We start from the raw sequence: 26,689 nt of genomic DNA, 5'->3' as shown, positions 1-26,689 counted from the left end.
AAAAGCGGCTTTCCGAGCCTGTTTCCAATGCAGTTCCGCCAGCGCACAGCAGAGCCTAGACAGGTTCAAAGAGAGAGCACCTACATGACCCGCATTACCCGCGTTCGCGTCGAGGACATCCGCTTCCCCACTTCGCTCGCCCTGGACGGCTCCGACGCGATGAATCCGGACCCGGACTACTCCGCCGCCTATGTCATCCTGGAAACCGACACCCCCGGCCTGGAAGGCCACGGCCTGACCTTCACCATCGGCCGCGGCAACGAAATCTGCTGCACCGCCATCGCCGCCCTGGAACCATTGCTGGTCGGCCTGGAGCTGGAATGGATCGCCGCCGATATGGGACGCTTCTGGCGCCATGTCACCAGCGACAGCCAGTTACGCTGGATCGGCCCGGACAAGGGCGCCATCCACCTGGCCACCGGTGCCGTGGTCAACGCTGCCTGGGACCTCTGGGCCAAGGCCGAGGGCAAGCCGTTGTGGCGCCTGGTAGCGGACATGAGCCCAGAGGAACTGGTGCGCTGCGTCGACTTCCGCTACCTCACCGACTGCATCACCGCCGAGGAAGCCCTCGAACTGCTGCGCGAGCGCGCCCACGGCAAGGACGAGCGCATCCAGGTCCTGCAGGACGAAGGCTACCCCTGCTACACCACCTCCGCCGGCTGGCTCGGTTACTCGGACGAGAAGCTCCGCCGCCTGTGCCAGGAGGCGGTGGACGCTGGCTTCTCGCACATCAAGCTCAAGGTCGGCCGCGACCTCGACGACGATATCCGCCGGGTACGCATCGCCCGCGAAGTCATCGGCCCGCAGCGCAACCTGATGATCGACGCCAACCAGGTCTGGGAAGTCGGCCAGGCGGTGGACTGGGTGCGCGAGCTGGCCTTCGCCAAACCCTGGTTCATCGAGGAACCCACCAGCCCCGACGATGTGGAAGGCCACCGGGTCATCCGCGAGGGCGTCGCCCCGGTGAAGGTCGCCACCGGCGAGATGTGCCAGAACCGCATCCTCTTCAAGCAGTTCATCATGCGCGGCGCCATCGACGTGGTGCAGATCGACTCCTGCCGCCTGGGCGGGGTCAACGAAGTCCTGGCGGTGCTGCTGATGGCGGCCAAGTACGACTTGCCGGTATGCCCGCACGCCGGCGGCGTGGGCCTGTGCGAGTACGTCCAGCACCTGTCGATGATCGACTACCTGTGCATCTCCGGCACCCGCGAGGGCCGCGTGATCGAGTACGTGGACCACCTCCACGAGCACTTCGAAGATCCCTGCGTCGTCCGCGCTGCCGCGTACATGCCGCCGCAGGCGCCAGGCTTCTCGATCACCATGAAGCGTGCGTCGCGGGAACAGTATCGTCGGCGCCCCGCCATCCAACCGACCTAATGAGCTCTTGATGCAACAGGGCCTCGCAGGCCCTGTTCGGGAACAGAACAACAATGACGCCCCGTATCGACGCCCATCAGCACTTCTGGCGCTTTGACCCAGCCCGCTATCGCTGGATCGGCGCGCACATGCCGCAACTACGCCAGGACTATTTGCCCGAGCATCTGGCGCCCTTGCTCGCCGCACACGGCCTGGATGGCTCCATCGCCGTGCAGGCCCGCGCCGACAGCGAGGAGACCGACGAACTCCTGGCGCTCGCCGCCAACAGCCCCTGGATACGCGCGGTGGTCGGCTGGGCCGATCTGCGCTCGCCAGGCCTGGCCAGTCAATTGCAGCGCTGGAGCACGAACCCGCTCCTGCGTGGCTTTCGCCACCAGGTACAAGACGAGCCATCGCCATCCGCCTGGCTGGAGGACGCCGCCGCCAATCGCGGCGTGGCGCTCCTGCAAGCACACGGCTATGTCTACGAACTGCTGGTCCACGCCAGGGACCTGGCCGCCGCTGCCGACTTCTGTCGCCGCCACGCTGCCCATTGGCTGGTGCTCGACCACCTGGGCAAACCCGACCTCGGCCATGAGTCGCCGGACCAGTGGCGACGCCGGATCGCCCCTCTGGCGGAGCTACCGCACGTGGCCTGCAAGCTCTCCGGCCTGGTCACCGAGGCCGACTGGCAGGGCTGGTCAACGGCACAGCTCAGGCCCTATCTCGAGATCGCCCTGGAGCTTTTCGGCCCACACCGCCTGCTGCTGGCTTCGGACTGGCCGGTGTGTTTGCTGGCCGCCGACTACGCACAGGTCATCGAGCTGCAACGCAGCCTGCTCGACGAGTTGAGCACGGACGAGCGCGCGGCCATTAGCGGAGGCACCGCCTGCCGCCTCTACGAATTCGGAGAAACACGATGAATCTGCAATTGAACGACAAGGTGGTGATAGTCACCGGTGGTGCTTCGGGCATCGGCGCGGCCATCTCTCTGGGCCTGGCCGCCGAGGGCGCGATTCCGGTGATCCTCGGCCACAGCGAGCCGAAGGCCGAGTTCGCCCAGCGCCTGGACGCCCTGCAAGCGCAGGCGCTGTTCATCCGCACCGAGCTGCGTGACGAAGACTCCTGCCGCGCAGCGGTCGAGCAGACCCTGGAGCGCTTCGGTCACATCGATGGCCTGGTCAACAATGCCGGCATCAACGATGGCGTCGACCTCGAGGCCGGACGTAGCGCCTTCATGCATTCCCTGGAGAAGAATCTCATCCACTACTACCTGATGGCGCACTTCTGCCTGCCGGCCCTGCGCGCCAGCCGCGGCGCCATCGTCAACATCAGCTCCAAGACCGCGCTCACCGGCCAGGGTGGCACCAGTGGCTACACGGCCGCCAAGGGTGCGCAACTGGCCCTGACCCGCGAATGGGCCACCTCGCTGCTGGAGGATGGCATCCGGGTCAACGCCGTGGTCCCGGCGGAAGTCATGACGCCGTTGTACCGCCGCTGGATCGACAGCTTCGACGACCCGCAGGCCAAGCTCGACTCCATCGTCAGCAAGATCCCGCTGGGCAGGCGCATGACCACCGCCGAGGAAATCGCCGACAGCGTTCTGTTCCTGCTGTCCTCCCGCGCCTCGCACACCACCGGGCAATGGCTGGTGGTGGACGGCGGCTACACCCACCTGGACCGGGCACTGACATGAGCCAGCGGCATTGCCTGGCGCTGGACCTGGCCGACGATCCGCAGCTGATCGCGCAATACCGGCAGGCGCACCAGCGTATCTGGCCGGAGGTGGCCGCCAACCTGCGCGCCAATGGCGTCCTGGACATGCAGATCTGGCAGTTGGGCACCCGCCTGTTCATGGTCATGGAGGTGAGCGAGCGCTTCAGTTTCCAGGCTCTCGACCAGGCCAGCGCCAATTCTCCACGCATCCAGGAATGGGAGACGCTCATGTGGCGCTACCAGAGATCCACGCCCTGGAATGCCCCGGGGCAGAAGTGGGTGCCAATGGACTGCATCTTCAGTCTGGCCGAACAGCCCCAGGCGCCACCTTGACCCACGGCCTGGCCTCCAGCCCCACGCATCATGCTCGAAACAATAACAACGCGAGACAGCATCATGAGCAACGACCCGAGTCTTACCGGCCGCCTATCGGCCAGCCGCACTGCAAACCCGTATCGTTGGGCCTTCATTCTGATCACCAGCCTCTTCTTCATGTGGGGACTGTCGTACGGCCTGCTGGATGTGCTCAACAAACACTTCCAGGAGGCGCTGCATGTCAACAAGGCGCAATCCGGCCTGCTCCAGGCCGCCTATTTCGGTGCCTACTTCCTCGTCGCCCTGCCTGTCGGGATCTTCATGGACAAGCATGGCTACAAGGCCGGTATCCTCGTTGGCCTGTGCCTTTACGCGGCGGGGGCCCTGCTGTTCATGCCGGCCGCCAGCGTGGCGAGCTTCCCACTGTTCCTCTTCGCCTTGTTCGTCATCGCCTGCGGCCTGGGCTGCCTGGAAACGGCGGCCAACCCCTACGTTACCGTCCTGGGCGAAGCCGATAGCGCCGAGCGCCGCCTCAATCTGTCGCAGTCGTTCAATGGGCTGGGGCAATTCTTCGGCCCACTGATCGGCGGCATGCTGTTCTTCTCCACGACAGAAACCCAGCCGTCGCAAGACCTAGGCTCGGTCAAGCTGACCTACCTGCTGATCGCCGCCCTGGTACTGCTCATCGCCGTGGCCATCGCGCGTACCTCGCTGCCGGATATCCGCGGCAACGAAGACGGCCCACAGACCTCCAGCAGCCGTACGCTCTGGCAGCACAAGCACTTCGTCGCCGGGGTGGCCACGCAATTCTTCTATGTCGCGGCCCAGGTCGGTGTCGGTGCGTTCTTCATCAACTACGTCACCGAGCACTGGGCCGGCATCGGCAGCCAGAAAGCCTCTTTCCTGTTGTCGATGGCCATGCTCAGCTTCATGTTCGGGCGCTTCTTCACCACCTGGCTGATGGGCTACATCGCGGCGGCACGCCTCCTGACGATATACGCCTTGATCAGCATGGCGCTCTGCGGGCTGGTCGTAGCGGGTGTCGACGGCGCGGCGGTGATCGCCCTGATCGCCCTGTTCTTCTTCATGTCGATCATGTTCCCGACCATCTTCGCGATAGGGCTCAAGAACCTCGGCCCACATACCAAGCGCGCCAGTTCGTTCATGATCATGGCCATCGTCGGCGGAGCCCTGATGCCTTATCTGATGGGCAGCATCGCCGACCAGATGAATACCGCAGCCGCCTATAGCCTGCCGCTGGCATGTTTCGCCATCGTCGCCTGGTTCGGCTGGAGCCACCGGGCGCACTGACTCCCCCTCGACACAATGACCAGGTCCGGCCTCTACGACAGGCCAGGGAGCCGGCTGTCTGTAAAAACGGCTCATGCCCATAAGACCCAGGGAACAATAATGAAAAAACTACCCGTACTACCTTTGCTAACCTCATTCGGCCTACTGATCGGCGCCTTGCCCCTGCATGCCGCCGAAGCCTTTTCCAGCGACTCGCCGTGGATGCTCGGCGACTGGGGTGGAACACGCAGCAAGCTGCTCGAACAGGGCTACGACTTCACCTTCGGCTACACCGGCGAGGCGGCGGCCAACCTCGGCGGCGGCTACGATAACGACCGCACCGCCCGCTACACCGATCAGGTAACCCTGGGTACGCACCTCGACCTGCAAAAGATCTTCGGCTGGAACGCCACGGACTTTCAGTTGACCGTCACCGAGCGCAATGGCAACAGCCTCTCCAGCGATCGCATCAACGACCCCCGCGCCGCCGGCTTCAGCCAGGTGCAGGAAGTCTACGGGCGCGGCCAGACCTGGCGGCTGACGCAGATGTGGATGAGCAGACGCTTCTTCGACGACCGCCTGGATATCAAGGCCGGGCGCATGGGCGAGGCGGAAGACTTCAACAGCTTCCCCTGCGATTTCCAGAACCTCGCGTTCTGCGGCTCGCAGATTGGCGCCTGGGATGGCGGCGTCTGGTACAACTGGCCGGTCAGCCAGTGGGGCCTGCGGATCAAGTATGAGTTCGCTCCCCAATGGTTCGTGCAGATCGGCGCCTACGAGCAAAACCCCTCCAACCTGGAAACCGGCAACGGCTTCAAACTCAGCGGCAGCGGTACCAAAGGCACGCTGATTCCCGTGGAGCTGCTGTGGAAGCCCAGTTTCGCCGGGCTGCCTGGCGAGTATCGGATCGGTGCCTTCCACAGCAGCGCCGATGCCGATGACGTGCTCGAAGGCACCGATGGCCGCCCGCAGCCACTGAGCGGCGGCGACTTCCGCCAGCACAGCAGCAAACGGGCCTACTGGTTGGTGGCGCAACAGCAGATCACTTCGCGCGGTGGTAGCAACGCCCGCGGGCTCAGCCTGTTCGCCAACCTCACGGTGCATGACGAGGAAAGCAATCCCATCAGTCGCTTCATCCAGTTCGGCGCGACCTACGCCGGCCCCTTCGATGCCCGTCCCAAGGACACTCTGGGCCTGGGCTTCTCGCAAATCCACGCCAGCTCCGACTATCGCCAGCGCCAGGCCATCGCCAATCAGGTCAACGGCGTCTCCGACTACTCCGACCCTCGCTACCTGCCGCTCCCGCATGACGAGTACAACGCCGAATTGTTCTACGGTATCCATGCCACCAACTGGTTGACCATCCGCCCGAACCTTCAGTACGTCCGCTACCCCGGTGGCGTAAAGGAGATCGACGATGCCTGGGTCGCGGGCCTGAAATTCAGCAGTACGTTCTGAGGCCACCGAGGCAGGCAACCGGCGACGCCTCTCCAGCCGTAGGTATACGGCGAGAACGATAAGCGCAGACCAGCGACGCTATCCGGATGGCGCTCGCTGGTCCGCTCATGCATCTGCTGGGTTATTGCGTTTCGGCAGCTTCAGCCCACGGTGGCGGTACGAACCTTGCCCCAAATCCTCATGCAGCCACTGAATCATGCCATCCAGTTGGATCGCGTCCCAGGAGGTGGTGTAACTGCCAAGGCTCCGGCAATCGAGCTTGCGGGGATTCAGTTGATCACAGCGGACAACTCCTATGGCAGACGGTGTGCGCCGTGGTCAGCGCGATTACACGCTGACTTTTTAACTGGCGATGGTCGGGCAGATCGAAATAGGCGAAAGAAGCGCATGGCGTCCACGTCTCCTCAGCACGGAGCTCGGCTCGCGCTACAAGAGTTTCCGTGGCGTTACCCTGGTGAAGGCCGATGTCGCCACCCTGGGGAGCCGCTCTATGCCTGAGCGCGGATGCGCCTGCTCAAGTACAGCGACGAAGCCATCTGGGTTACCTGGACCCCAAGCTCCCCTGACCCGCGGGCCCCTCGACCCGGTGCTACAGGTGACCACCGAAGAAACCCCGGACGGCGGCATGAGTCGCCACCTGCAGGCGGCGCCAGACTACATCCTGCCGGTGCAAGGCCGTATCCGCGTGCCGGTACTGCCCGGCTCCTGGCGGATGCTCCCCGGAGTTCGAAGCTCACCGAAGTCACCTACCAGATGCGCGGCGAACCCGGCGGCAACCTGCCATCGTGGCTGGCGAACTGGTTCGTGGTGGATGCGCCGTTCGAATCGCTGAGGATGCTCAAGCTGGTGGCAGAGCATCAGGGGATCAGCAACCGGGCTATTGACGCTCAGGCGGCCGTCATAGACCACTCAGCCACGATGGATATCGTCGAAATCATCCCCTTTGGGCGTCGCGACGATACCCTTGGCCTCCTGGCTTCGGTAATAGGCTTCGACGCTGAGTTGCGGGGCGACATGGGGCTCGCGGATACAGGGTTCCTGCTGCCAGGGATAAGCCGCCACCTTGGCACGCAGGTCCCGCCCCGCTCCCCGCGACCAGGCCTTGGCATCGATGTTGCGCCAGTAGCGGGGCGGACGCTGGATGGCCGCATCGTGGGCAGCGGTAACCGGATCAAGATGGCGGCTCTGTTCCAGGATGGGCAGGTCCGGCAGCGGCTGTTCGACGTCCATGTAGCGCTGCAGGGTGTCCCAGACGGCCAGGGTGTTTTCCCGGTCCAGGCCCAGGCTGTGGATCTTGAACGCCAGGCAGAGCTTGTTGCTGGTGTAGCGGTGCCGCAGCCACAGCACGTAGTCCCGGCCACCGTGGGGCAGAATCTGCAGTTGCAGCGTGGGGTCGAATTCGTAGAAGGGCGCCACGAAGGGCTTGCGCCACCAGCTGCGGGCCATGCGCAGCATGCCGTCGCGGCGGTTAAATTCGCTGCCGTCGTGGCGGTAGCAGAAGGCGTACAGGGTCATCAAGGCATCTGTGCCGACGCCCCCCATCAGACCTAGAGCTACACCCCACCAGAAAGCCGACTGCTCGGACCAATAGCCCCCAAGAGCCTGTTGCTGCCACGCAATGAAAGAGGCCGTAAGCAGCGCTCCCAAGGATAAAGCCAGCAAGGCGTAGAGCCTTCGCGCACCCATCAATGCAATTCCCAGGAACGCTCCGGCCACTCCAATGAACGTGGCCAGCGACTCCCACCCTGCGTTCTGCTCACGGAGAATCATCGCGACCTTGACACTCCAGCAAACCCAAGGGAAACCAGCGCAGGCCAGTTTGAGCAGAAAGATCAGTTTGGGAATGATCGTCGACCCTGTGTTGTCGAAGCGCCAGCGCTCGGCGTCGCAAGGTGAGAGCAGTGGTCTCCCGTCCTTCTCCTGCTTCTCATAGAGCAAGTGTTTACCGTCCTCCAATTGCAGTTGGTTCTCTACGGGCGAGTCCAGCCTGGCGTAATGTCCCCACTTCAGCGGAATGTCGAAAACGCCGCTCGGCTCATCGACGGCAGGCGCCAGCGATGGGATGCTCTTGGCACGATGTGCCGCTGGACCGTAGAGGGTGCAGGATTCCTGTGCACTCACGCTTTGAACTCCGTAATTCCCTGGCAAAGCAAATTGCCGACAGTTGGCGGAATAAGACGTCATCAGGGGCGGCAACTACTGAGAAATCAATCAGGCGTTTGATGCTCAAGATCGATCAGCCGAGTAGTAGGACCATCAGGACGGAGACGCTCCCGCACCACTTCCGGCCATCCCTTACGAGGACGACGCTTAGCGACACGATTGGTGAATTCGTGAACCCAATTAATGGGATAGAAGAACAGGTTGCCAATCAGCATTGCAGCATCCAGTCCGCCCAGATAGTTCTTACCCTGATTTTCACTCTTGTCCTTGCGGATTTTCTCCAGAGTGTATTTGTGCCAGTCGGTACGTTTGATCCGCACTGACAACAGGCTCTTCACGTAGGCATCGGACTCGCTGTGCTGGCCGTCCTTGTCGAACCACGGACCGTTGTTCATATAAGCCCGGATGTATTCCCAGAGGCTCTTCTGCAGCGATAGCGTCTTGCCCATTGGCAACCCGAGGCTGACCAGAATCTGCTCCTGGGGATGCTCGAAGCGGTGCATCAGCACCTCCAGTGAGGCGCAACGCATACCACCCATCTGTGGGCCGACAATCATGAACTCGCCGGCTATCGCACGGATATCGTCCCATGGCGTGTGATAGAGCACGTCGCCTTGCTCGAAATAAACCTCACGAGTGCGGCGATTGAAGATGATAGGAAGCGACAAGGGCCGCAGAGTTTCCCAAGCAAAAGGAATCAGGAACATCGGAAGACCAAGAGCTAGCAGCAGCGATAAGGCATACCACTTTCCACCGAGGATCATGGCAAGCGATAGTCCACCGCAAACCATTAGGCTGCCTCCGCCCATCACCCCGGTTAGGAGACCTCTATCCGACTCCCCTCCAGTGCTGATCGCCAGATACTCGGGAGAGTGCTGTTCAACCAGAAACAACTCCATCGGGGTCTCGCCAGTAGGCTGATTGGCCGCCAGAATCTCCATCGGGTTTGGGCCGAACTTCAAACGAGCTTGCTGTAGCAATTGGCTGAAACTCATATCCACGCAGCTTCCTCGATGGTAATCGGCGGCAAGGCCATCCCTGGGACAGGATAATAAGTGAGTTGCCCATTGATCTGATTGAGCTCCTGCCCTTTTTCCTCGTGATAGACACGTCGGTACGTCGCTACGCCCGGTTCAGTGTGTACGCGAGTCCCGCCATGCAGGTCAAAATCGCTGCCGCTCCACTCAACGGACTTCTTTCGACTACCGAAGCCAAAAAAGCCGCCCCAGACTTCTTCCCCTTTGAAGTGGATCATTTCATCAGTCAACGATACTTGCCCGGGGAGGCGTAGAAGCAGGTAAGTGCTTTGCACCATTCCGGTATAGGGATTGAGCTCATTGAGACGATAAGCGTCAAAACTTACCGGGAACACCACTTTGTAGAACTCCAGCATGCACTTGGTGTAGCTGCCTGCCCACTCGGCAGGGCTCGTGCCGAAGCGGGTGCCTTTTACCCACGCTTCCAAGGGGGTGTCCTTTGTATAAAGGCGAACAAATACACCCGCAAAAATTGTCAGCGCCAGACCCAGCGCCTTCGGCGCAAGATGGGGCATTACACCAAGCCCTCGCGCCATGGCTACGGCCTCTCCGGCTAGAACTGCGGCACGAGCAGCACGGTAAGCCCGGAAGGCCTGTACCATCAGCGTCAGGTTGGCGGCAGAGGCAACTGCCAGCCCGGCATTGATCGCTGCGGTGTCGAGATCGCCGGCGCGATAAGCCTCCAGCACTTCCATGCCGTAGATTACGGTATCCAATCCAGAAACGATGCCTTGCAAGGCCAGAGTGCCAGCCCCTACTCCCAGCGCATTGGCCAAGGTCACTTGGGCGGAGACTGACATTTTTCCTGAAGCCTTTACCGCGGCCTCCCAGTTCAGCTCAACAACCTTTTGGAGAGTCGCACTCCCAGCGGAAAGCACCCCAAAGCCACTACTAGCAGCATTGAACAGCCCCTTAACCGAGGCCGAATCATAGAGCTGCTTACCGCTCACTGTCAGATTCCACCCGGCCATCATCACTAGTAGACATTTGAGCGGAGCCCGATTCACAGCCTCCTTACTCATACTAAGCAAATCCCGAGGATGGACTGCGGCCAGTTGCGAATTCAAAGGCAGCAACTTGGCCGTCTGCGCCGCCTGAGCCGGAACCAGATGGAAGAACGGCAGCGCTTCCTTCACCGCTCCCGCCAGCGGTGTGAGTTTGAATTTCTTCGGTAGCTGGGAGCGGGTTCCCATCTGCTCGCTGAACCACTCGCCGATCTGGCGCGGCTCGGCGGCATGTACGGCAAGCCTCTGGCCACTACGCGCAAGAGAAGCCACCATGAACGCCTTGGCCGCAGCATTCAATGGTTGCTCACCATTGGCGTTGTGCAGATACACACCTGCCACCGGCGATAGCGCGATGAGCAACGCCTCCGAAGCATCGGCCAGCTTTCGTTGAGAGAGCTTGTTGGCGGCATGGTTGATCATCGCCGTGAAGGCCAATGCGCGCCCCATCTGAGCACCGGACTGAGTCGTGGCGCCAAGGTTGTCGTTGAGGTTGTCCCCGGTATCGAGCAGCGTCTTGAGTTCAGGCACGCTCGCGCGCTCGTAGAGTCCCAGGACTGCCCAGAGCAACCAAGGTTTTGCGCCACCGAGCGTGGAGTAGTCCAGTGCACTGGTCAGAGACTTTACCCCCAGGGAAGTCTCTGCGGGCCCCAGACAGCCAGCTGCGAAATTAGCCTCCAGCAAGGCGCGGGCCTCCGGCTGGCTAATATCGAAGTGGCCGCACGCCGTTTCAAGACTCGCCGGAGTCTTCTGACCCAACGTCTCGAACCAACTTACCCAGAGCCCGGCCAGACGACGCATGTCGGCCGTATAGGCGGCCTCTTCATCCTGCTGCTGCTTCCAGGCAGCCTGGAGTTTGTCGTAGCGGGTCATGCTCGGCATGTTCTTGCGCAACTGACCGTCGCTGTCGCTGAGTTGCTTGAGTACATCGGCGATCGCCCACTCTTCGGAGTGCTGGGTACGAAACGCATCGAATCCGGTTTTGCGCAACCGCAGCAATGAGGCCAGATCGAGCAACACCCCCCATGCGTCGTCCACCACTGCATAAGCCTGCTGCTCGCAACGCCCCATATCAGCCAAGGTTCGCTCCCAGATCGGCGCCTTGGAGGATGCCTCGCAGCTCCACAGGAAGCCTTTGGGCAACAGGTAATCGCCCAGGGAAGAGCGTATTGCCTCGGGTTTTCCACTGAACGGGGCCGCGCCGGGCGTCAGGGTTCGCATGATCCGCTGGCGAACCTTGGAATCGTTTTTTGTCGCATTGAACTGTGCATCGCTCCACTGTGCAGGAGACCAGACAAGGCCTAGCGGTGCGCCGGCAGGAGCCAGAAGATAAGGACGGGCGCTGGCATCAATGACTTTTCCGCCGCGAGGCGTTTCCGTCAGTTGAGCGGCCTTGACCTGATACTCCAGCAAGCGTTTTTGTCCTTGTTGCCAGACATAAAGCCAACCGTCCCTCAGCAATCTCGCGGTGTAGTTCAGCGGTTGCCCCGCCCCGCCGCCATAGGCATCGCCCAACGGCGGGAAGTTGCCCGTCAGGGGCGGCAAGGAGAAGGCGGAAGTATCGACGGCAGGAGTCGTACCGATTGCATACCTCACCGGCCAGACGGCACTCAACAGCGGACATGCTGCAGGCTTGAAGTTGTTGGTAGCGGCCATTAGTCCACCTCCTGTGGATCAGTCACTGAAAGAGCCTGGAGCAGGGGCCAGTCGAGAACTAATTGCGCCTCCAACGGGTTAGTGGTTGGCCGTGTACAGTCGAATCGAGGTATTGGATTGTCCCAGGCACAATGCGTGATCCCCTCGTGATGCAGCCAGACCCGGCTAACCCCGTACCAGAAGCCATCCGGCCATTGCAGCCCTGCTTTCCATGCGTTGCGCAATGGACCAGCAATCCCCAGCCGAAGCCAGAATTCGCGTCCATCCGGAGCCAACACGCGCGAGCGTCTTTGCAGCGATGCGAAGAGCACCTGCGTCGGCGTCGTGCTTTCCAGCCAAACCGCATCCGAAAGCCCGTTGCTACCTGACTGCCAGTGGCGATGGATTGGACTGCCCGGTGAGGTGCCGATAAGGACAGGTCCCGCCTCGGCGATTGGCGCGTAATCGGTCCCGCGAAACAGGAGTAGCGGAGTAACGTCGGAATAATGGTCATAGGTCCACCGCGTTACGTCGTCGAAAGCCGCTCCGTCCAACAACAGGGCTCCCGAAAAATGCTTGTCGCTCATCCTTGTGCTCCCTGCGCCTTGGCGGCTTCACACACCTCACAAATGCCAGACCGACTTTGTCTGAATACCAGCATCTGCTTCACCAACGCCTCAAGGGGAAGTCCGGGCTTGTCCGCATCCGCCTGCTGCAATGGCCCCGGCAACAACGGCACCGCCGGCGCCCCGCTTCCGGGACTGCCGCCACTGTTCACCTTCACCGTGGCGCCGCTGAGCGTGATGCCGCCGGCATCCAGCTTGACGAAGCTGCCGCCGGCCTTGAGCGTCAGTTCGCTGCCCGCTTCCATCACCACTTTCAGGCCGCCGGACAGATGAATCTCCTGGCCGGCCTCGACGAACTGGCCGGTGCCGATCTTGAGGTGCTGGTTGTTACCGACGGTGAGATGATCGTCGCTGCGCAGTTCGACCTTGCGGTCGCCGTGGGTGGTGTGGTGCTCTTCGGCCCTGAACTCGCTGTAGGTGTTCGCCTCGACCGTGTCGTGGCGTTCATGGCCGATGCGGATGCGCTGGTCGTGCTCGATGTTCTCGTCCCAGTCGCGCTGGGCGTGGACGAATATCTGCTCCTGGCCCTTGCGGTCCTCGATACGCAGTTCGTTGAAACCATCGCCGCCAGGGTAGCTGTTGGTCTTGAACAGGCTGCGGGTCTTGTTCGCCGGCAGCTCGTACGGCACCTGATTCTCGGCATGGTAGAGGCAGCCGGATACCAGCGGCTGGTCCGGATCACCCTCGAGGAAACTGACCAGCACCTCCATACCCACGCGCGGAATGGCGATGGCGCCGAACTGCTTGCCGGCCCAACTGGAGGCGACACGCAGCCAGCAACTGGTCTTGTCGTCGGCCTGCCCCTCGCGGTCCCAGAAGAACTGCACCTTGACCCGGCCGTACGGGTCGCAATGAATTTCCTCCCCGGCGGGACCGGTCACTACGGCGCTCTGGCTGCCGAGGATGCGCGGCTTCGGATGCTCCAGCGGCGGGCGATAGGGCACGTTCCAAGGCGTGGCGGCGAAACGGTTGCGATAGCCCTGATGGAAGTCGTCCTTGAGCTCGGTGGTGTCACTGCTGATGGATTCTTCCAGCACCTGGGGCTGCTTGCCTTCGTGGTGGATTTCGGTGAGCAGCCAGAGGTCGTTCCAGTCGGCGCGCGGGTGCCCGGTCAACGAGAGGAAATGCCCGCTGCGCAGGCTGGGCTGGTCACTGCGCCCTTCGCAGAGGACGAAGTCGCTGCGGTGGCGCTCCAGCGCGCGCTGGCTGAGGTGCTTGCCGCGCTCGCGGTCGGTGAAGCGGCCGGGGTAGTCGTAGTCTTCGAGGTCCGGCTTGACGTCGCTGCGGGCGGCGCTTTCGAGGTCGAGCCGAGGCTTCTCGAAATGGTAGTCGCGGCGGGTCGTGCGGCTGGTGCGGGTTTCCAGGCGCTGGCCGAAGCGGCGGACCACCGGTACGTCGGCCACCAGGCCGGAATCCTGCTGGTAGGCCAGTGGGGCCAGTTTCGGGAAGCAGGTCTGGTCGTCGCCGAAGACCAGCAAGTGCTGCTGGGCGCTGTGCTCGAAGTGGTAGTGAATGCCCTCCTCTTCGCACAGGCGCTGAATGAAGTGCAGGTCGGACTCGTCGTACTGCGTGCAATAGTCACGCTTGGGATAGACGGTCGGGCCGAGCTGGAAGCGATAGGCGTCGGCGAGGATGCCATGCTCTTCCAGTACCTTGCCGATGATCTGCGGCACGCTCAGTTGCTGGAATATCCGCTGGTTGAAGCGATGGGCCAGGTAGGCCAGGCGCGGCACCAGGCTGACCTGGTAGCGGGTCAGGCGCTTGCCGGACTCGCCCTGGGACACCCGGTAGACCTGGCCATGAATGCCGGCTCCATCCTGCCCGATGGCCAGGTAGGCGGCCTTGTGCAGCAGGCTTTCCAGCTCCAGCGCAGGGTTGTCGCTGACCAGTTCGAGTTCGAAGTGAAAGGGCTGGTTCAGGGCCTCTCGCCCGGTGAACTCGAGCACCTGCAGATCGCTGCTGGCGTCTTCGATGCTCAGGCTGAAATGAGTCTGGTTGGCCGGGGCGAACATCCGCTGTTCCTCTGCGCAGGTGGCCGGTCATCCGAGCTGCCATCCTGGCGGGGGCATGCCGGTAACGCGGGCCGGTAAAGAGCACCGGCCAGGAAAGCCTGGCCGATGCGTGGGACGTCGATCGCTGCGGATCAGGCAGAGATCGGGGTGCGCCAGTCGTCGGAGCCGGAGGTGCCGGAGACTTCGTGGGTCCAGACGATCTTGCGGTAGGTGAAGTAGACGTCTTCCAGGTGAGTGAAGTGCGCCATGTTCGGGTCCTGGCAGTTCGGCATGCGCGACTGCACGTCGACGATCACCGCATCTTCCAGCTCGATGGTGAAGTAGTGCTCCTGGGTACCGGTGGAGGAGGTGCGGTACCACTCCAGGCGGCACTTGTTCAGACGCTCGCCGGAGGTCAGGGCGTTGAAGATCAGCGGCGAGGACTTGTCGAAAACCTTGGTGATCATCAGCGGCTTGTGCACGCGCTGACCGGTCGGCTGGCCGGACTGCGGGTCACGCGGAATGATGACCTGGTGGTTGAAGGCCTGAACCAGAACCTGGTCTTCGTGACCTTCCTGGAAGATGTTGCCGACCGAGTCCTCGGTGAAGGTGCCGGCGGTGATCAGGCCTTGCTTGGTGCCTTCGAGGGACAGATACGCGGGTGTTGGCATGAAAGCGCTCCTTGCCATGATGAAGTGATGGGCCCAGGGGTCACATGACACCGTGGGTAACCAAGCCTCTAACAAGTTGCATGCCAGAAAGATCGAAAGCGCCTGAACACTAGCGATCCAGAGTTATCACAAACAATATCTTCAGGTTTTCCGCCTTAAAATCTTAACTTTCTAGCAATAACTTGCCGACAGCTGTGCAACTTTTTGCCATACCCCCGAGAGGCCCCGAAAACACTGATCGGCGACCTGATAAGACACCCAACCGGCTGGCAGAAAGTTGCACAGAACAACCCACATGATTCTCTTCAGAAGACGAGCAGAAGAATTATTACAACCGCCCTGATCCATACATTCTCAAGAAGGCAAATCATGAAATCAGGGCTGGCTCAGACCATCAAAAATCATCTGAAGATCGCTGCAAGCACCGTCCTAGAGCCATCACTCAAATACTGGCACTTTGCCAAAGCGCTCACAGTCATTATGTGAAGCACCGCAGGACTACAGATAAAATAGCAAATATCTTACACGCCATCATGTGCAAAAAACTGCACTATGCGCACCGCAGTATCTCTCCATCAGAGAACGATGGACCATCCGAAACTGCTCCTTTTCCGTATCGCAAATCGGAAACTTCCTATATCCAGAGTTCTGCCGCATCAGGGACGATCGCAGAGATGAGCCATTCCAAGAAACTCGTATCGCATTATCTCGAGCTGGCCGCTACTCCAATATCGGCAGGAGATTTCGCGGGCGAGGACGTACGCTACTCGCCCGAATACGAGAGTCTGGAGACGGAGCTCGCGAAGACCTCGTCTCTGCATGGCAACGGTCTGGTGGACTGGCAGAAGGTCATCGATGTCAGCGAGGGCATTCTCCGTACCCAGTCCAAGGATCTGCGCATCGCCGCCTGGATGACCTGGGCCCTGCAGCAACGCGAATCCTTCGCTGGCCTGCAGGCTGGCCTGGCCACGCTTCTGCAGCTATGCGAGAAGCACTGGGACGAGGTGCACCCACGCAAGGACAGGACCCGCGCCGCCGCTATCGGCTGGCTGATTCCACGACTGGAGCCACTGTTCAACGAGAGTCTGGCGATCAAGGAACAATTGCAGCTGTTCCGTCAGTTGGCGGAACAGCTGCGGAGCCTGGACGAATGCCTGACGGCACGCCTGAACAGCGAAGCGCCGCTGATGCTGCCACTATGCCGGCGAGTGGACGAGATGATCCAGCGCGCTTCCCAGGGCCAGCCCGAACCGGGCTCGGTGGGAGCAGTGGTCGCCCAGGTCAAGCAAGCGGCCACCAACCTCCTTGCCCCAGTGAGCGCCATCGAGAACGAGAAGGACGCACACAAGGCGCTGCGTATCCAGCAGGACAACGCCCGCCCCCTGTGCAGTTGGTGGCTGCGCCAGAAGGCCACCGACCTGCGCGCCCTACGCCTGAACCGAACATTGCTCTGGCTGCCGATTGACAGCCTTCCCGAGCGCAACGCCGAGCAGACCACCGCGTTGCGCAGCCTGCCCCCCGACAAGCTGCGTTCCTACAGCGAACGCTTCGAGCAGGGCCACTACGCCGACCTGCTGGTCGATCTGGAAACCAGCCTGGCGCGCGCGCCCTTCTGGTTCGACGGCCAGCGCCTGGCCTGGGAATGCCTGCAGGCGCTCGATGCCGAGGCGGCGATGCGCGAGGTGGAGATCCAGTTCGCGCTGTTTCTGCAGCGATTGCCCGGTGTCGTCGAGCTGAAGTTCTTCGACGGCAACCCCTTCGCCGAGCCGGCCACTCGCGCCTGGATCAGTTCCCATGTGATGCCGCACCTGCAGACCCCCTCCGCGCCACGCGAAGTCGCCACCACCACGGAGTCGTCCGCCTGGGAACTGGCCCTGGAAGAGGCTGTGCCGCTACTGCGCAGGGAAGGGCTCAAAAGCGCCGTGCAACGCCTCAAACAAGGCCTGCAGGGCGCCCAGGGCGGCCGTGAACGTTTCTTCTGGCACTTGAGCATGGCGCGCCTGTGCCAGCAGGCGAAGAAGTACGAGCTGGCCAAGACCCAGCTGGAGGCCCTCGACGAACAACTGCAGGAATCCGCCCTGCACCAATGGGAACCCGATCTCGCCCTCGAGGTGCTGCACTTGCTGCACACCTGCTGCGAGTTGCTGCCGCAGAACCACAGCGTTCGCGAACGCAAGGACGAGGTCTATCGCAGGCTGTGCCACCTCGATCTCGAAGTGGTGCTCGACTAGGCCCTAGGGCCGCTAACGCAAAGGAGAAAAGTCCATGGCCAAAGAAGGCTCGGTCGCCCCCAAGGAACGCGTCAACATCACTTTCAAGCCCGCCACCGGCAACGCTCAGGAAGAGCTCGAGCTCCCCCTGAAGCTGCTGGTTCTCGGCGACTTCACTCAGCGCGCCGACGACCGCAAGGTCGAGGATCGCAAGCCGATCGGCATCGACAAGAACAACTTCGACGAAGTGCTGGCCAAGCAGGAACTGAGCCTGACCCTCAACGTCCCCAACCGTCTGCAGGACGAAGCCGCCGGCGAAGAGCTGGGCGTCTCGCTGAAGGTCAACTCGATGAAGGACTTCAACCCGGCGAGCCTGGTGGAACAGGTACCGGAGCTGAAGAAACTGATGGAGCTACGCGACGCCCTGGTCGCCCTCAAGGGCCCGCTGGGCAATGCGCCGGCCTTCCGCAAGGCCATCGAAAGCGTGCTCGCCGACGACGATTCGCGCGACCGCGTACTGGGTGAGCTGGGCCTCACCGATAAGCAGGACGCCTGAGCCAGCAACTGAAAAGGAAGCCAACACATGAGCACTAGCGCAGTACAGGAAACCACCGGGGCCGGCGTCGAGTACGGCATTCTCGACCGCATCATCGCCGAGACCAGCCTGACCCCCGACGACGAAGCCTATGGCATCGCCAAGCGCGGCGTATCGGCCTTCATCGAAGAACTGCTCAAGCCGCAGAACCAGGGCGAGCAGGTCAAGAAGGCGCTGGTCGACCGCATGATCGCCGAGATCGACGCCAAGCTCAGCCAGCAGATGGACGAGATCCTCCACCACGCCGAGTTCCAGGCCCTGGAATCCTCCTGGCGCGGCCTCAAGCTGCTGATCGACCGCACCAACTTCCGCGAGAACATCAAGGTCGAGATCCTCAACGTCTCCAAGCAGGACCTGCTGGACGACTTCGAGGACTCCCCGGAAGTGGTCCAGTCCGGCCTCTACAAGCACATCTACACCGCCGAGTACGGCCAGTTCGGTGGCCAGCCGGTCGGCGCCATCGTCGCCAACTACTACTTCTCGCCGAGCGCTCCTGACGTCAAGACCATGCAGTACGTGGCCAGCGTCTCGAGCATGTCCCACGCGCCGTTCATCTCCGCCGCCGGTCCGAAGTTCTTCGGCCTGGACAGCTTCACCGGCCTGCCGGACCTGAAGGACCTGAAGGACCATTTCGAAGGCCCGCAATTCGCCAAGTGGCAGAGCTTCCGCGAACAGGAGGACTCCCGCTACGTCGGCCTGACCGTGCCGCGCTTCCTGCTGCGCAACCCGTACGATCCGGAAGACAACCCGGTGAAGACCTTCGTCTACAAGGAGAACGTCGCCAACGACCACGAGCATTACCTGTGGGGCAACACGGCGTTCACCTTCGCCAGCAAGCTGACCGACTCCTTCGCCAAGTTCCGCTGGTGTCCGAACATCATCGGCCCGCAGAGCGGTGGCGCGGTGGAAGACCTGCCGTTGCACCACTTCGAAAGCATGGGTGAGATCGAGACCAAGATCCCCACCGAGGTGCTGGTCTCCGACCGCCGCGAGTACGAGCTGGCCGAGGAAGGCTTCATCTCCCTGACCATGCGCAAGGGCAGCGACAACGCCGCGTTCTTCTCCGCCAACTCGGTGCAGAAGCCGAAATTCTTCGGCATCAGCGAGGAAGGCAAGACCGCGGAGCTGAACTACAAGCTCGGCACCCAGCTGCCTTACCTGTTCATCGTCAACCGCCTGGCCCACTACCTGAAGGTGCTGCAGCGCGAGCAGATCGGCGCGTGGAAAGAGCGTACCGACCTGGAGCTTGAGCTGAACAAGTGGATCCGCCAGTACGTGGCCGACCAGGAGAACCCCAGCGCCGAAGTCCGCAGCCGCCGTCCGCTGCGCGCCGCCCAGGTGATCGTCAGTGACGTCGAGGGCGAACCGGGCTGGTACCGCGTCAGCCTGAGCGTGCGCCCGCACTTCAAGTACATGGGTGCGGACTTCACGCTGTCGCTGGTCGGCAAGCTCGACAAGGAATGAGCAGGAACTGAGCGATGAAAGGATACGGCAGTCTGTTCGAGCGCCTGGGCGGCGAAGCCGCCGAGCGTTCCGGCTGGAGCCCGGAGGTGGCCGCCATGGCCTCGGTGGCTGCCCATCTGGCCAAAATGCTCAGCACCCGTGCGGGCAGCGTGCAGACGCTGCCCGACTACGGGCTGCCCGACCTGAACGACATGCGCCTGAGCCTGCACGATTCGCTGAACCAGGCGCGCACGGCCATCGAGCGCTTCATCGAAGCGTACGAGCCCCGCCTATCCGCGGTTCGCGTCATATCCCTGCCACGCGACCACGACCCGCTGAACCTGGCCTTCGCCATCGAAGGCCTGCTGGAGGTCGACGGTCTCCGCCGCCAGGTCAGCTTCTCCGCCAGCCTAGACGGCAGCGGACAGGTCAAGGTCCAGTAAGGAGCACCCCATGTCCGGAAAACCCGCCGCCCGCCTCAGTGATCCGACGGCTTGCCCGCTGCCGGGGCACGGCACCAACCCGATCGCCGCCGGCTCGCCCGACGTGCTGTTCGAGGGCCTGCCCGCCGCGCGCCAGGGCGACCCATCCGCCTGTGGCGGCGCCATGGCGAGCAACGTGATCCCCAATGTGCTGATCAATGGCATGCCGGCGGCCACGGTCGGGACCGTCGGCAGCCATGGGAACGTGGTGGTGAGTGGATCGGGGACGGTGGTGATCGGGACGAGCCATGCGGCGGCGCCTTTCACTCCCCCTTCGCCATTGAGCCTCGGGGGATTCGATTGCCAGTGCCTGCTGCATGACGATTCCGGGCAAGGCCTCGCCAATCTGAGCTACCGCTTCTTGTCCTCCAACGGTAAGGAACAGATCGGGGTGACCTGTTCCCAGGGGAAAACAAGCCTGATCAGTACTGGCGAAAGCGCCGATACGCTGACTCTGTACGTCTGGGGAGAGTGAGCCTATGGAAACTCAGATCCCGTTGGGCGGCCGCCTGTACACCTTCGAAACCGACACGGCAACGCAAAGGACCGCGCTCAAGCTCAAGGCCGACTCGACACCGGCTCAGAGTAAACAGCCCAAGATGCAACCGATGCCATCGGTCTGGTTGGTCACCGCGTCCAGCGGCCTGCCGCTGTTCGCACTGACGCCAAATCCGGGTGATCAGAGCTTTCGCATTCTGACAGCCAGGCAACTGTACGCGACCCGGACACAGTGGTTTGAACCGCTCGCAGACAACTACCGCGCCCGAGTCTGGACCAACCCCGAGTCGACCACGCCAGGAACACCGACCTACCAGTCATATAAGCACTTTACCTGGCAGCAGATCATCGATTTCGCGAAGGTCGACCGCCCATCAATGAAGTACTACAGCGGACTTTCCGGGGACTGGAAGCAGGCTCCTGACGGCGGCGCAGGCTACCTGCTGGTGATGGTCGGAGGTGATCCGTACTGGACTGACGCCATCGGACAGATACCGTTCGCGGTCGACACCTACAAGATGTACTACGCGCGCCAGGGCAGCGCGGACGATGCCATTAGGGAAACCGTCAAGACCGGCATTTCCTGGGGAGATGGCACACTCTTCGGGTCGAGCGATCCCACCAACGAATATGACAATTACATGGTCCTCCGAGGGGCCTTGTGGGCGAAGGAAAACCACCGTCTGGTCAAGAGAGAATTGACCACCATGGGCGCGGATTACCCCCAGACCTACGAAGTGAATGAAGCCGTTTTCGCACCCACCGGGAATGCCCATCTGACCAGCCCCGTCGATGCGACATCGGTCAGCCTCTATGGAATCTGGAAGTAGACGAAATGAAGCGTTCCACCTTGCTCATCATCGCCCTTGCCTGCCATCTGCTGGCCTGCGTGCTGTTCCTGTTTGCCAACGATCTCGGCCTGTTTCTCTACAAGCAGCTGCAGGGTGCTGCTGACACCCGTGGATATGCCCCTGGAGCAGTTACCCGCCTGGCGCTGCTGCATGTCGTAGTTGCCAACCTGCTCATGGCACTCACCCCCAAGCGGGCGCTGAAGATTGGTATTGCCTTGCTGATGTGTGGCTCGCTGGCCTGGATGCTGCTACCGCATTACCCGCTTCGCGCATCGTTCTATTGCGGACTTCTCCTGGCTCTGAGCTTGGGCGCGATGATGGCGTCGAGCTGGATCGGGCAATGGCACCACAACAGCCGTAGCCCTGACTGAACTCTGCGAACCAAGCGCTAAGGATCGCCCCATGTCACACGCTCAAAACTACCAGAGCAAGCACAAGGCCATCGACGAGTTTGCCGAGCCGGGCTATGTCGACAAGGATGACACCAACACCTGGTGCCAGGTTCAGACGCGCACCAGCCAAACCGCAATGAAGACAAGCCGGTGAAGTACGTCCAGCGGCTGTTCACCGCCCTGGGCATTCTTGCCCTTACCGCTCTTGCCGCGGCCTTTCTGGTAATGGACTTCTCCGCAGACACAGAGCATTCACTCAGTGCCTATCCCAATGCGCAATGGCGCGGCGGTCCGGATGGCGGCGCTTACTTCGAGATCACTCAGGAGCAGCTCCCATATTTTCACGTACAGATCCGCCATGAGAACGGAGACCTATGGAAGGAAGGCTGGTTCAGGCTCAATGCAGCAACCAAGGAGAAGGCGCTGAGCAGCATCATCGGCTATGACGGTGGCGACGCACTTTCGCTGCATCAAAACGCCGAGCTTTTTCCTCAGAGACCTCTGCAGAAAGCCAGTGAGCTAGAAAAGCCATGAACGCTGCTGACGCTTGGACGATTGCTCGCGCCACGTGTCTAGCACGTCTGCCGCCGTCATTTCTCTTTTTGATGCTGTGTGGCTGCATTCCGCCCCCGCAATGCACCAGTGCCTGCAACGGCTCAGGCACCTGGCGGAAAAGTATGCCAGTGACGCGATGGATCTCTTGGAACGCGCCAAGACCGGCGCCTCGACTCTGTATTTCTATGAACGCTAAACGAACTGCCCTGCTGCTCCTCGCCATTGCGCTGCTGGGTGTCCTGCTGTTCACGCGGCTGGCCAGCAACGCTCTGATGCTGCTCATGGATCGAAATAACTTCATTCCCGCAGAAGCCTCGATCCTGACCCTCGCCCCCTACGTCATCAACGAGGGATCGAGCTCCTACTGGCTTTATGCCGAGGATGGCAGCAACTACTACCACTTCACCTACGAGCCCGGTCGGGAATACCTGGTCATGAGCAAAAGCCAGCACTGTCCTGCTTTCGAAAAGGAAGATGTCAGGACCTGGTGCCATGCCCAGATACACAGCGCCCCATGATCGGCCAACGGCAACTAAGCGCCCCCTCGACATAGGCCCTAGCAAATGACCAGACGCAAAGAACGACCAGACACGCATTTCCCTTACCTGCCGGAAAACCCGGATATCACCAGGGGTGGGGAGCAGTTTCATGCCTATCCAGCCAAGAGTTTTCTGGGGGAGCAGGGTGTCTTCGCGTACTACGTGATCATGCTACTCGGGCATGAAGAATTATCTGCATTCTTAGCTCTCTTACAGTCACGCTTCTCGACCACCGAGCTACTCAATGAGTCAATAGTCGACAACGAATATCAGGAGTCACTGGCCCTTTCCTACCGCGAGGAGTTCGGTGGATATCTCGTAGAGGCAACCACCAACTCAATCTCCCTGCTTCGATCATTTGACACCCTGTTCACCGCCCCCCCGGCTCCATGGGTCGTATTCCCGGGCATGGATCCCATCGAGGCGAATCTGCCCAAGCAAGGTAGCCTCGAATACTGGTGGGAGAACATCTGGGTTCCCTTCTGGACAAGCCGTTCAGAGAGCGAGAGAGAGCTGTTTCTCCAGACGGCCCCCGATGACTGGCGGGAGGTTCTCTAGTGAAGCTCTCTTACCCGTCTAACCGGGCCATCTACCCGACGAGCAACGGATATCAAGGTTGGGTAATCAATGAATGCCGTTGAGCTGCCACGCGGCTCTTGCCGACCTGAAGCCCTTCTCCTGGCTCTACTGCCCGTTGCCGTCCTGCTGGCGCTTTTCGCCTCGGTCCGGTCGATCATTACCCGCGAGCCCCAACTGTCGATCCAAAGCCCATCGGGAAGATTCCAGATGCAGAAGGTCTCACTGGGGCCGTTGAGCAATCTCGTCTACCTGCGCATCAGAGATAGCCAGGCCCCACATACCGTATTCAGAACCCCGCTCTTCGAGGACCGCTACACAGACATGCGGCCGCATGAAGACGACACCACTGTCGGCACCTACTGGATCGACTTCGACAAGCAGAAGCGGAGCTTCGAGATCGGTGTTCCCGAGTGGCGGGAAAACTGGCTGAACACCTTCATCAGCAACGCTCCGTACAGCATCAACGAGAACTGACCTCAACCAAGGAAGAGTCCGGCAGACCACCGGAGAGTCAAGGATCGACCATGTCATTCAACCACTACTACCAGAGCGAACTCACCGCCCTGCGCCAACTGGGACGCCGCTTCTCCGAGCGCAGTCCGGCGCTGGCGCCGTTCCTTGCGCAGGCGGGGCGCGACCCGGATGTCGAGCGCCTGCTCGAGGGCTTCGCCTTCCTCACCGGGCGCCTGCGGCAGAAGCTCGATGACGAACTGCCCGAGCTGACCCACTCGCTGATGCACCTGCTGTGGCCGAACTACATGCGGCCGCTGCCGGCGTTCAGCATTCTGCAGTTCGACCCGCAGGCCAACGCCGGCCCGGCTCTGCAGGTGCCGCGCGAGACGCCGGTGGAAAGCAAGCCGATCGACGACGTCAGCTGCCGCTTCCGCACCTGCTTCCCCACCGAAGTCACCGCGCTGCAAACCGCCGGCGTGAACTACTCGGTCAAGGGTGAAGGCGCGATCCTCAGCCTGCGCCTGGAAATGAGCTGCCCCGGCCACCTGGGCGAGCTGGACCTCCAGCGCCTGCGCCTGTACCTGGCGGGCGAGCGCTACATCAGCCAGATGCTCTACCTGTGCCTGCTGAACAACCTCGACAGCATCGAACTGGTGCCGCTCGACGAGCGTCAGCAACCTCTGCTCGACGCCCAGGATCGTCCCCTGACCTTGCGCCTGCCAGGCGAGCGCGTGCAGCCGGTGGGCTTCGCCGAAGACGAGGCGATGATTCCCTACCCGCTCAACACCTTCCGCGGCTATCGCTTCCTGCAGGAATACTTCGCCTTCCAGGACAAGTTCCTGTTCGTCGACCTGCTCGGCCTGGACCGCCTGAACGAGCTGACCGAAGCGCAGCTCAAGGAAACCCGTGGCCTGGAAATCCGCTTCGACATCCATCGCAGCGGCATCCAGCGCCTGCGTCCGACCCTGGACAACCTCAAGCTGCACTGCACGCCCATCGTCAACCTGTTCAAGCATGACGCGCTGCCGATTCGCCTGGACGGCAAGCAGGACGAATACCTGCTGCTGCCGGCCGAGTTCGATGCCCAGCACTGCGGCGTGTTCGCCGTGGAAAGCGTCACCGGCTGGAGCCCCGGCGGCATCGGCCACCAGGACTACGTGTTGTTCGAATCCTTCGAGCACGATGCCAGCTTCGACGTACCCACCGCTCGCCCGCACTACAGCGTGCGCCAGCGCACCTCGCTGCTGCACGAGGGCCTGGACACCTACCTGAGCTTCGGCATCCGCGACCACGAGTCCCACGAGACGCTTTCCATCGAGCTCACCTGCACCAACCAGAACCTGCCGCGCCGCCTGAAGCTGGGCGACATCTGCCTGCCCAGTGACCAGACGCCGGACTCGCTGCGCTTCCGCAACATCACGCCCGTCACGCCCAGCTATGCGCCACCGCTGAACCGCGACTTCCTCTGGAAGCTGATCAGCAACATGTCGCTGAACTACCTGTCGCTGGCTAACGTCGAGGCACTCAAGGTGATCCTCGAAACCTATGACCTGCCGCGCTACTACGACCAGCACGCGGAAAAAGTCAGCAAGCGCCTGCTCGGCGGCCTCAAATCGATCAACCACCAGCACGTCGACCGCCTGCACCGGGGACTGCCGGTGCGCGGGCTGCGCACCGAGCTGACGGTCGATCCCGAGGGCTACATCTGCGAGGGCGATTTGTTCGTCTTCGCCTCGGTCCTCAACGAATTCTTCGCGCTCTACGCCAGCCTCAACTCGTACCACGAGCTGAGGGTCAAAAGCACACAGGGAGAGGTGTACCAATGGACGCCGCGCATGGGGCAGCAGCCCCTGCTCTGAGCAGGCTGCGCCGCGACATCCGCGAATACTCGCTGTTCCAGGCGGTGCAGTTGGTCATCGAGCGCCTGCGTGAGGCCGGCGCGGCGGAAGATGAAGAAGCACTCTACGACCGCCTCGAATTCCAGGCCAACCCGAGCCTGGGCTTCCCCGGCAGCGATATCCACAGTGTGCAGTTCTTCGAGGAGAACGGCGTGTTGCGCGCTCGCCTGCGCATCAATCTGATCGGCCTGTTCGGCTCGGGCTCGCCGCTACCGGCGTTCTACGGCGAACAGGCGCTGGGCGACAGCGAGGACGGCAACCCGACGCGGGACTTCCTCGACCTCTTCCATCACCGCCTGCAGCGCCTGCTGCTGCCGGTCTGGCAGAAGTACCGCTACCACGCGCGCTTCCGCAGCGGCGCCATCGACGCGCTGTCCGAGCGCCTGTTCGCCCTGATCGGCCTGGGTGGCGCGCAGCTGCGCCAGGCCGAGGAACTGAACTGGAAGCGCCTGCTGCCCTACCTCGGCCTGCTCAGCCTGCGCGCCCACTCGGCAGCCCTGATCGAAGCCGTACTGCGCTACTACTTCAAGCACGCCGACCTGTTCATCGAGCAATGCCTGGAGCGCCAGGTGGAAATCCTCGAAGAACAGCGCAACCGCCTGGGCCTGGCCAACAGTCGGCTCGGCGAGGACCTGGTGCTCGGCGAACAGGTGCGCGACCGCAGCGGCAAGTTCCGCGTGCACATCCGCGAGCTGGACTGGGAGCGCTTCCACGAATTCCTGCCCATCGGCACCGGCTACCAGCCGCTCTGTGCCCTGGTGCGCTTCACCCTGCGCGATCCCCTGGACTACGACCTGCGCCTGGAGTTGCGCCACGACGCCATTCGCGAACTGCGCATCGGCGCCGACAACCCCTGCCGCCTTGGCTGGACCAGTTGGCTCGGCCGCGAGCACGCCGACGGCATCGTCACTCTCGGCAGCCGCATTCATTAA

At 62.0% G+C, this 26,689-nt stretch carries 26 protein-coding genes and 1 pseudogene; 20 read left to right on the top strand and 7 right to left on the bottom strand.

All coding sequences use genetic code 11. The features are described from left to right. The first annotated feature begins 84 nt into the window (after window positions 1-84). From H681_RS04020 to H681_RS03995, 6 genes are all read left to right on the top strand, one after another. Window positions 85-1,377, top strand: coding sequence for an L-fuconate dehydratase (locus H681_RS04020; RefSeq protein ID WP_015475554.1), 1,293 nt, complete (start codon window positions 85-87; stop codon window positions 1,375-1,377). Window positions 1,378-1,430: 53 nt separating this feature from the next. Then, a complete protein-coding gene (locus H681_RS04015) occupies window positions 1,431-2,279 on the top strand; it encodes an amidohydrolase family protein (RefSeq protein WP_015475553.1) in 849 nt (282 codons plus the stop codon). Further along, window positions 2,276-3,052 carry an SDR family oxidoreductase gene (locus H681_RS04010; RefSeq protein ID WP_015475552.1) on the top strand — a complete coding sequence of 259 codons (777 nt, stop codon included), beginning with the start codon at window positions 2,276-2,278 and terminating at the stop codon, window positions 3,050-3,052. Before H681_RS04015 ends, H681_RS04010 begins: the two co-directional genes overlap by 4 nt. Continuing rightward, window positions 3,049-3,405 carry an L-rhamnose mutarotase gene (locus H681_RS04005; protein ID WP_015475551.1) on the top strand — a complete coding sequence of 119 codons (357 nt, stop codon included), beginning with the start codon at window positions 3,049-3,051 and terminating at the stop codon, window positions 3,403-3,405. The genes H681_RS04010 and H681_RS04005 overlap by 4 nt, the downstream gene beginning before the upstream one ends. Window positions 3,406-3,468: 63 nt before the next feature. Next, on the top strand, window positions 3,469-4,698 hold the full coding sequence (fucP, locus tag H681_RS04000; RefSeq protein ID WP_015475550.1) for an L-fucose:H+ symporter permease: 1,230 nt from the start codon (window positions 3,469-3,471) through the stop codon (window positions 4,696-4,698). Between the two features lie 99 nt (window positions 4,699-4,797). After that, on the top strand, window positions 4,798-6,135 hold the full coding sequence (locus H681_RS03995; RefSeq protein ID WP_041711716.1) for a carbohydrate porin: 1,338 nt from the start codon (window positions 4,798-4,800) through the stop codon (window positions 6,133-6,135). A gap of 909 nt (window positions 6,136-7,044) precedes the next feature. Here H681_RS03995 and H681_RS27200 read toward each other — a convergent pair. The 6 genes from H681_RS27200 to H681_RS03960 all read right to left on the bottom strand — a co-directional run bounded on the left by H681_RS27200 (window position 7,045) and on the right by H681_RS03960 (window position 15,262). Continuing rightward, window positions 7,045-7,677, bottom strand: a complete 633-nt coding sequence (locus H681_RS27200; protein WP_041711715.1) for a hypothetical protein — start codon at window positions 7,675-7,677, stop codon at window positions 7,045-7,047. 665 nt (window positions 7,678-8,342) lie between these two features. Then, the gene (locus tag H681_RS26815; RefSeq protein ID WP_015475547.1) at window positions 8,343-9,293 is read right to left on the bottom strand and encodes a DUF6708 domain-containing protein; all 951 of its coding nucleotides are present in this window, start codon (window positions 9,291-9,293) and stop codon (window positions 8,343-8,345) included. Beyond that, the gene (locus tag H681_RS03975) at window positions 9,290-11,995 is read right to left on the bottom strand and encodes a toxin VasX (RefSeq protein WP_015475546.1); all 2,706 of its coding nucleotides are present in this window, start codon (window positions 11,993-11,995) and stop codon (window positions 9,290-9,292) included. Before H681_RS03975 ends, H681_RS26815 begins: the two co-directional genes overlap by 4 nt. Beyond that, window positions 11,995-12,561: a DUF4123 domain-containing protein gene (locus H681_RS03970; RefSeq protein ID WP_015475545.1), complete on the bottom strand. Its 567-nt coding sequence runs from the start codon at window positions 12,559-12,561 to the stop codon at window positions 11,995-11,997. The genes H681_RS03975 and H681_RS03970 overlap by 1 nt, the downstream gene beginning before the upstream one ends. Then, a complete protein-coding gene (gene tssI, locus H681_RS03965) occupies window positions 12,558-14,612 on the bottom strand; it encodes a type VI secretion system Vgr family protein (protein ID WP_015475544.1) in 2,055 nt (684 codons plus the stop codon). Before tssI ends, H681_RS03970 begins: the two co-directional genes overlap by 4 nt. Window positions 14,613-14,743: 131 nt before the next feature. After that, a complete protein-coding gene (locus tag H681_RS03960) occupies window positions 14,744-15,262 on the bottom strand; it encodes an Hcp family type VI secretion system effector (RefSeq protein WP_015475543.1) in 519 nt (172 codons plus the stop codon). A gap of 674 nt (window positions 15,263-15,936) precedes the next feature. Here H681_RS03960 and tssA point away from each other — a divergent pair. From tssA to tssF, 13 genes and pseudogenes are all read left to right on the top strand, one after another. Next, complete coding sequence (tssA, locus tag H681_RS03955) at window positions 15,937-17,493, top strand: type VI secretion system protein TssA (RefSeq protein ID WP_015475542.1); 1,557 nt, start codon at window positions 15,937-15,939, stop codon at window positions 17,491-17,493. Between the two features lie 34 nt (window positions 17,494-17,527). Then, entirely contained in the window at window positions 17,528-18,028 is a 501-nt protein-coding gene (gene tssB, locus H681_RS03950) for a type VI secretion system contractile sheath small subunit (RefSeq protein WP_015475541.1), read from the top strand. Between the two features lie 27 nt (window positions 18,029-18,055). Continuing rightward, window positions 18,056-19,531 (top strand): type VI secretion system contractile sheath large subunit, encoded by a 1,476-nt coding sequence (tssC, locus tag H681_RS03945; protein ID WP_015475540.1) that lies wholly within the window; start codon window positions 18,056-18,058, stop codon window positions 19,529-19,531. Window positions 19,532-19,545: 14 nt separating this feature from the next. Continuing rightward, complete coding sequence (gene tssE / locus H681_RS03940; protein ID WP_015475539.1) at window positions 19,546-19,953, top strand: type VI secretion system baseplate subunit TssE; 408 nt, start codon at window positions 19,546-19,548, stop codon at window positions 19,951-19,953. Window positions 19,954-19,963: 10 nt separating this feature from the next. Continuing rightward, the gene (locus tag H681_RS03935) at window positions 19,964-20,467 is read left to right on the top strand and encodes a PAAR domain-containing protein (RefSeq protein ID WP_015475538.1); all 504 of its coding nucleotides are present in this window, start codon (window positions 19,964-19,966) and stop codon (window positions 20,465-20,467) included. A 4-nt stretch (window positions 20,468-20,471) separates the two neighbouring features. After that, the gene (locus H681_RS03930) at window positions 20,472-21,320 is read left to right on the top strand and encodes a hypothetical protein (protein WP_015475537.1); all 849 of its coding nucleotides are present in this window, start codon (window positions 20,472-20,474) and stop codon (window positions 21,318-21,320) included. Window positions 21,321-21,325: 5 nt separating this feature from the next. After that, a complete protein-coding gene (locus H681_RS03925) occupies window positions 21,326-21,712 on the top strand; it encodes a hypothetical protein (RefSeq protein ID WP_015475536.1) in 387 nt (128 codons plus the stop codon). A 31-nt stretch (window positions 21,713-21,743) separates the two neighbouring features. Next, entirely contained in the window at window positions 21,744-21,887 is a 144-nt protein-coding gene (locus H681_RS26305) for a hypothetical protein (RefSeq protein WP_157883296.1), read from the top strand. Further along, window positions 21,884-22,267 carry a hypothetical protein gene (locus tag H681_RS03920; RefSeq protein WP_015475535.1) on the top strand — a complete coding sequence of 128 codons (384 nt, stop codon included), beginning with the start codon at window positions 21,884-21,886 and terminating at the stop codon, window positions 22,265-22,267. Before H681_RS26305 ends, H681_RS03920 begins: the two co-directional genes overlap by 4 nt. A gap of 206 nt (window positions 22,268-22,473) precedes the next feature. Further along, window positions 22,474-22,806, top strand: a complete 333-nt coding sequence (locus tag H681_RS03915; RefSeq protein ID WP_015475534.1) for a hypothetical protein — start codon at window positions 22,474-22,476, stop codon at window positions 22,804-22,806. A gap of 45 nt (window positions 22,807-22,851) precedes the next feature. Beyond that, window positions 22,852-23,385 (top strand): hypothetical protein, encoded by a 534-nt coding sequence (locus H681_RS25475; protein ID WP_015475533.1) that lies wholly within the window; start codon window positions 22,852-22,854, stop codon window positions 23,383-23,385. Between the two features lie 69 nt (window positions 23,386-23,454). Continuing rightward, entirely contained in the window at window positions 23,455-23,880 is a 426-nt protein-coding gene (locus H681_RS26300) for a hypothetical protein (protein WP_157883295.1), read from the top strand. Between the two features lie 50 nt (window positions 23,881-23,930). Then, window positions 23,931-25,655 (top strand): annotated as a pseudogene (gene tssF, locus H681_RS03900) (type VI secretion system baseplate subunit TssF); the annotation flags it as partial. Here tssF and H681_RS27195 read toward each other — a convergent pair. Next, on the bottom strand, window positions 25,654-25,737 hold the full coding sequence (locus H681_RS27195; protein ID WP_442961258.1) for a twin-arginine translocation signal domain-containing protein: 84 nt from the start codon (window positions 25,735-25,737) through the stop codon (window positions 25,654-25,656). The pseudogene tssF and the gene H681_RS27195 sit on opposite strands and share 2 nt — an antisense overlap. On the opposite strand from H681_RS27195, the gene tssG reads away from it, so the two are divergent. Next, a complete protein-coding gene (gene tssG / locus H681_RS03895; RefSeq protein ID WP_442961257.1) occupies window positions 25,715-26,689 on the top strand; it encodes a type VI secretion system baseplate subunit TssG in 975 nt (324 codons plus the stop codon). The two genes, H681_RS27195 and tssG, sit on opposite strands and share 23 nt — an antisense overlap.

The sequence above is a fragment of the Pseudomonas sp. ATCC 13867 genome, from assembly GCF_000349845.1.
Lineage (GTDB): Bacteria > Pseudomonadota > Gammaproteobacteria > Pseudomonadales > Pseudomonadaceae > Pseudomonas.
Note: the sequence above shows the minus strand (reverse complement) of the source record. Positions and strands in the feature narration are given on the sequence as shown.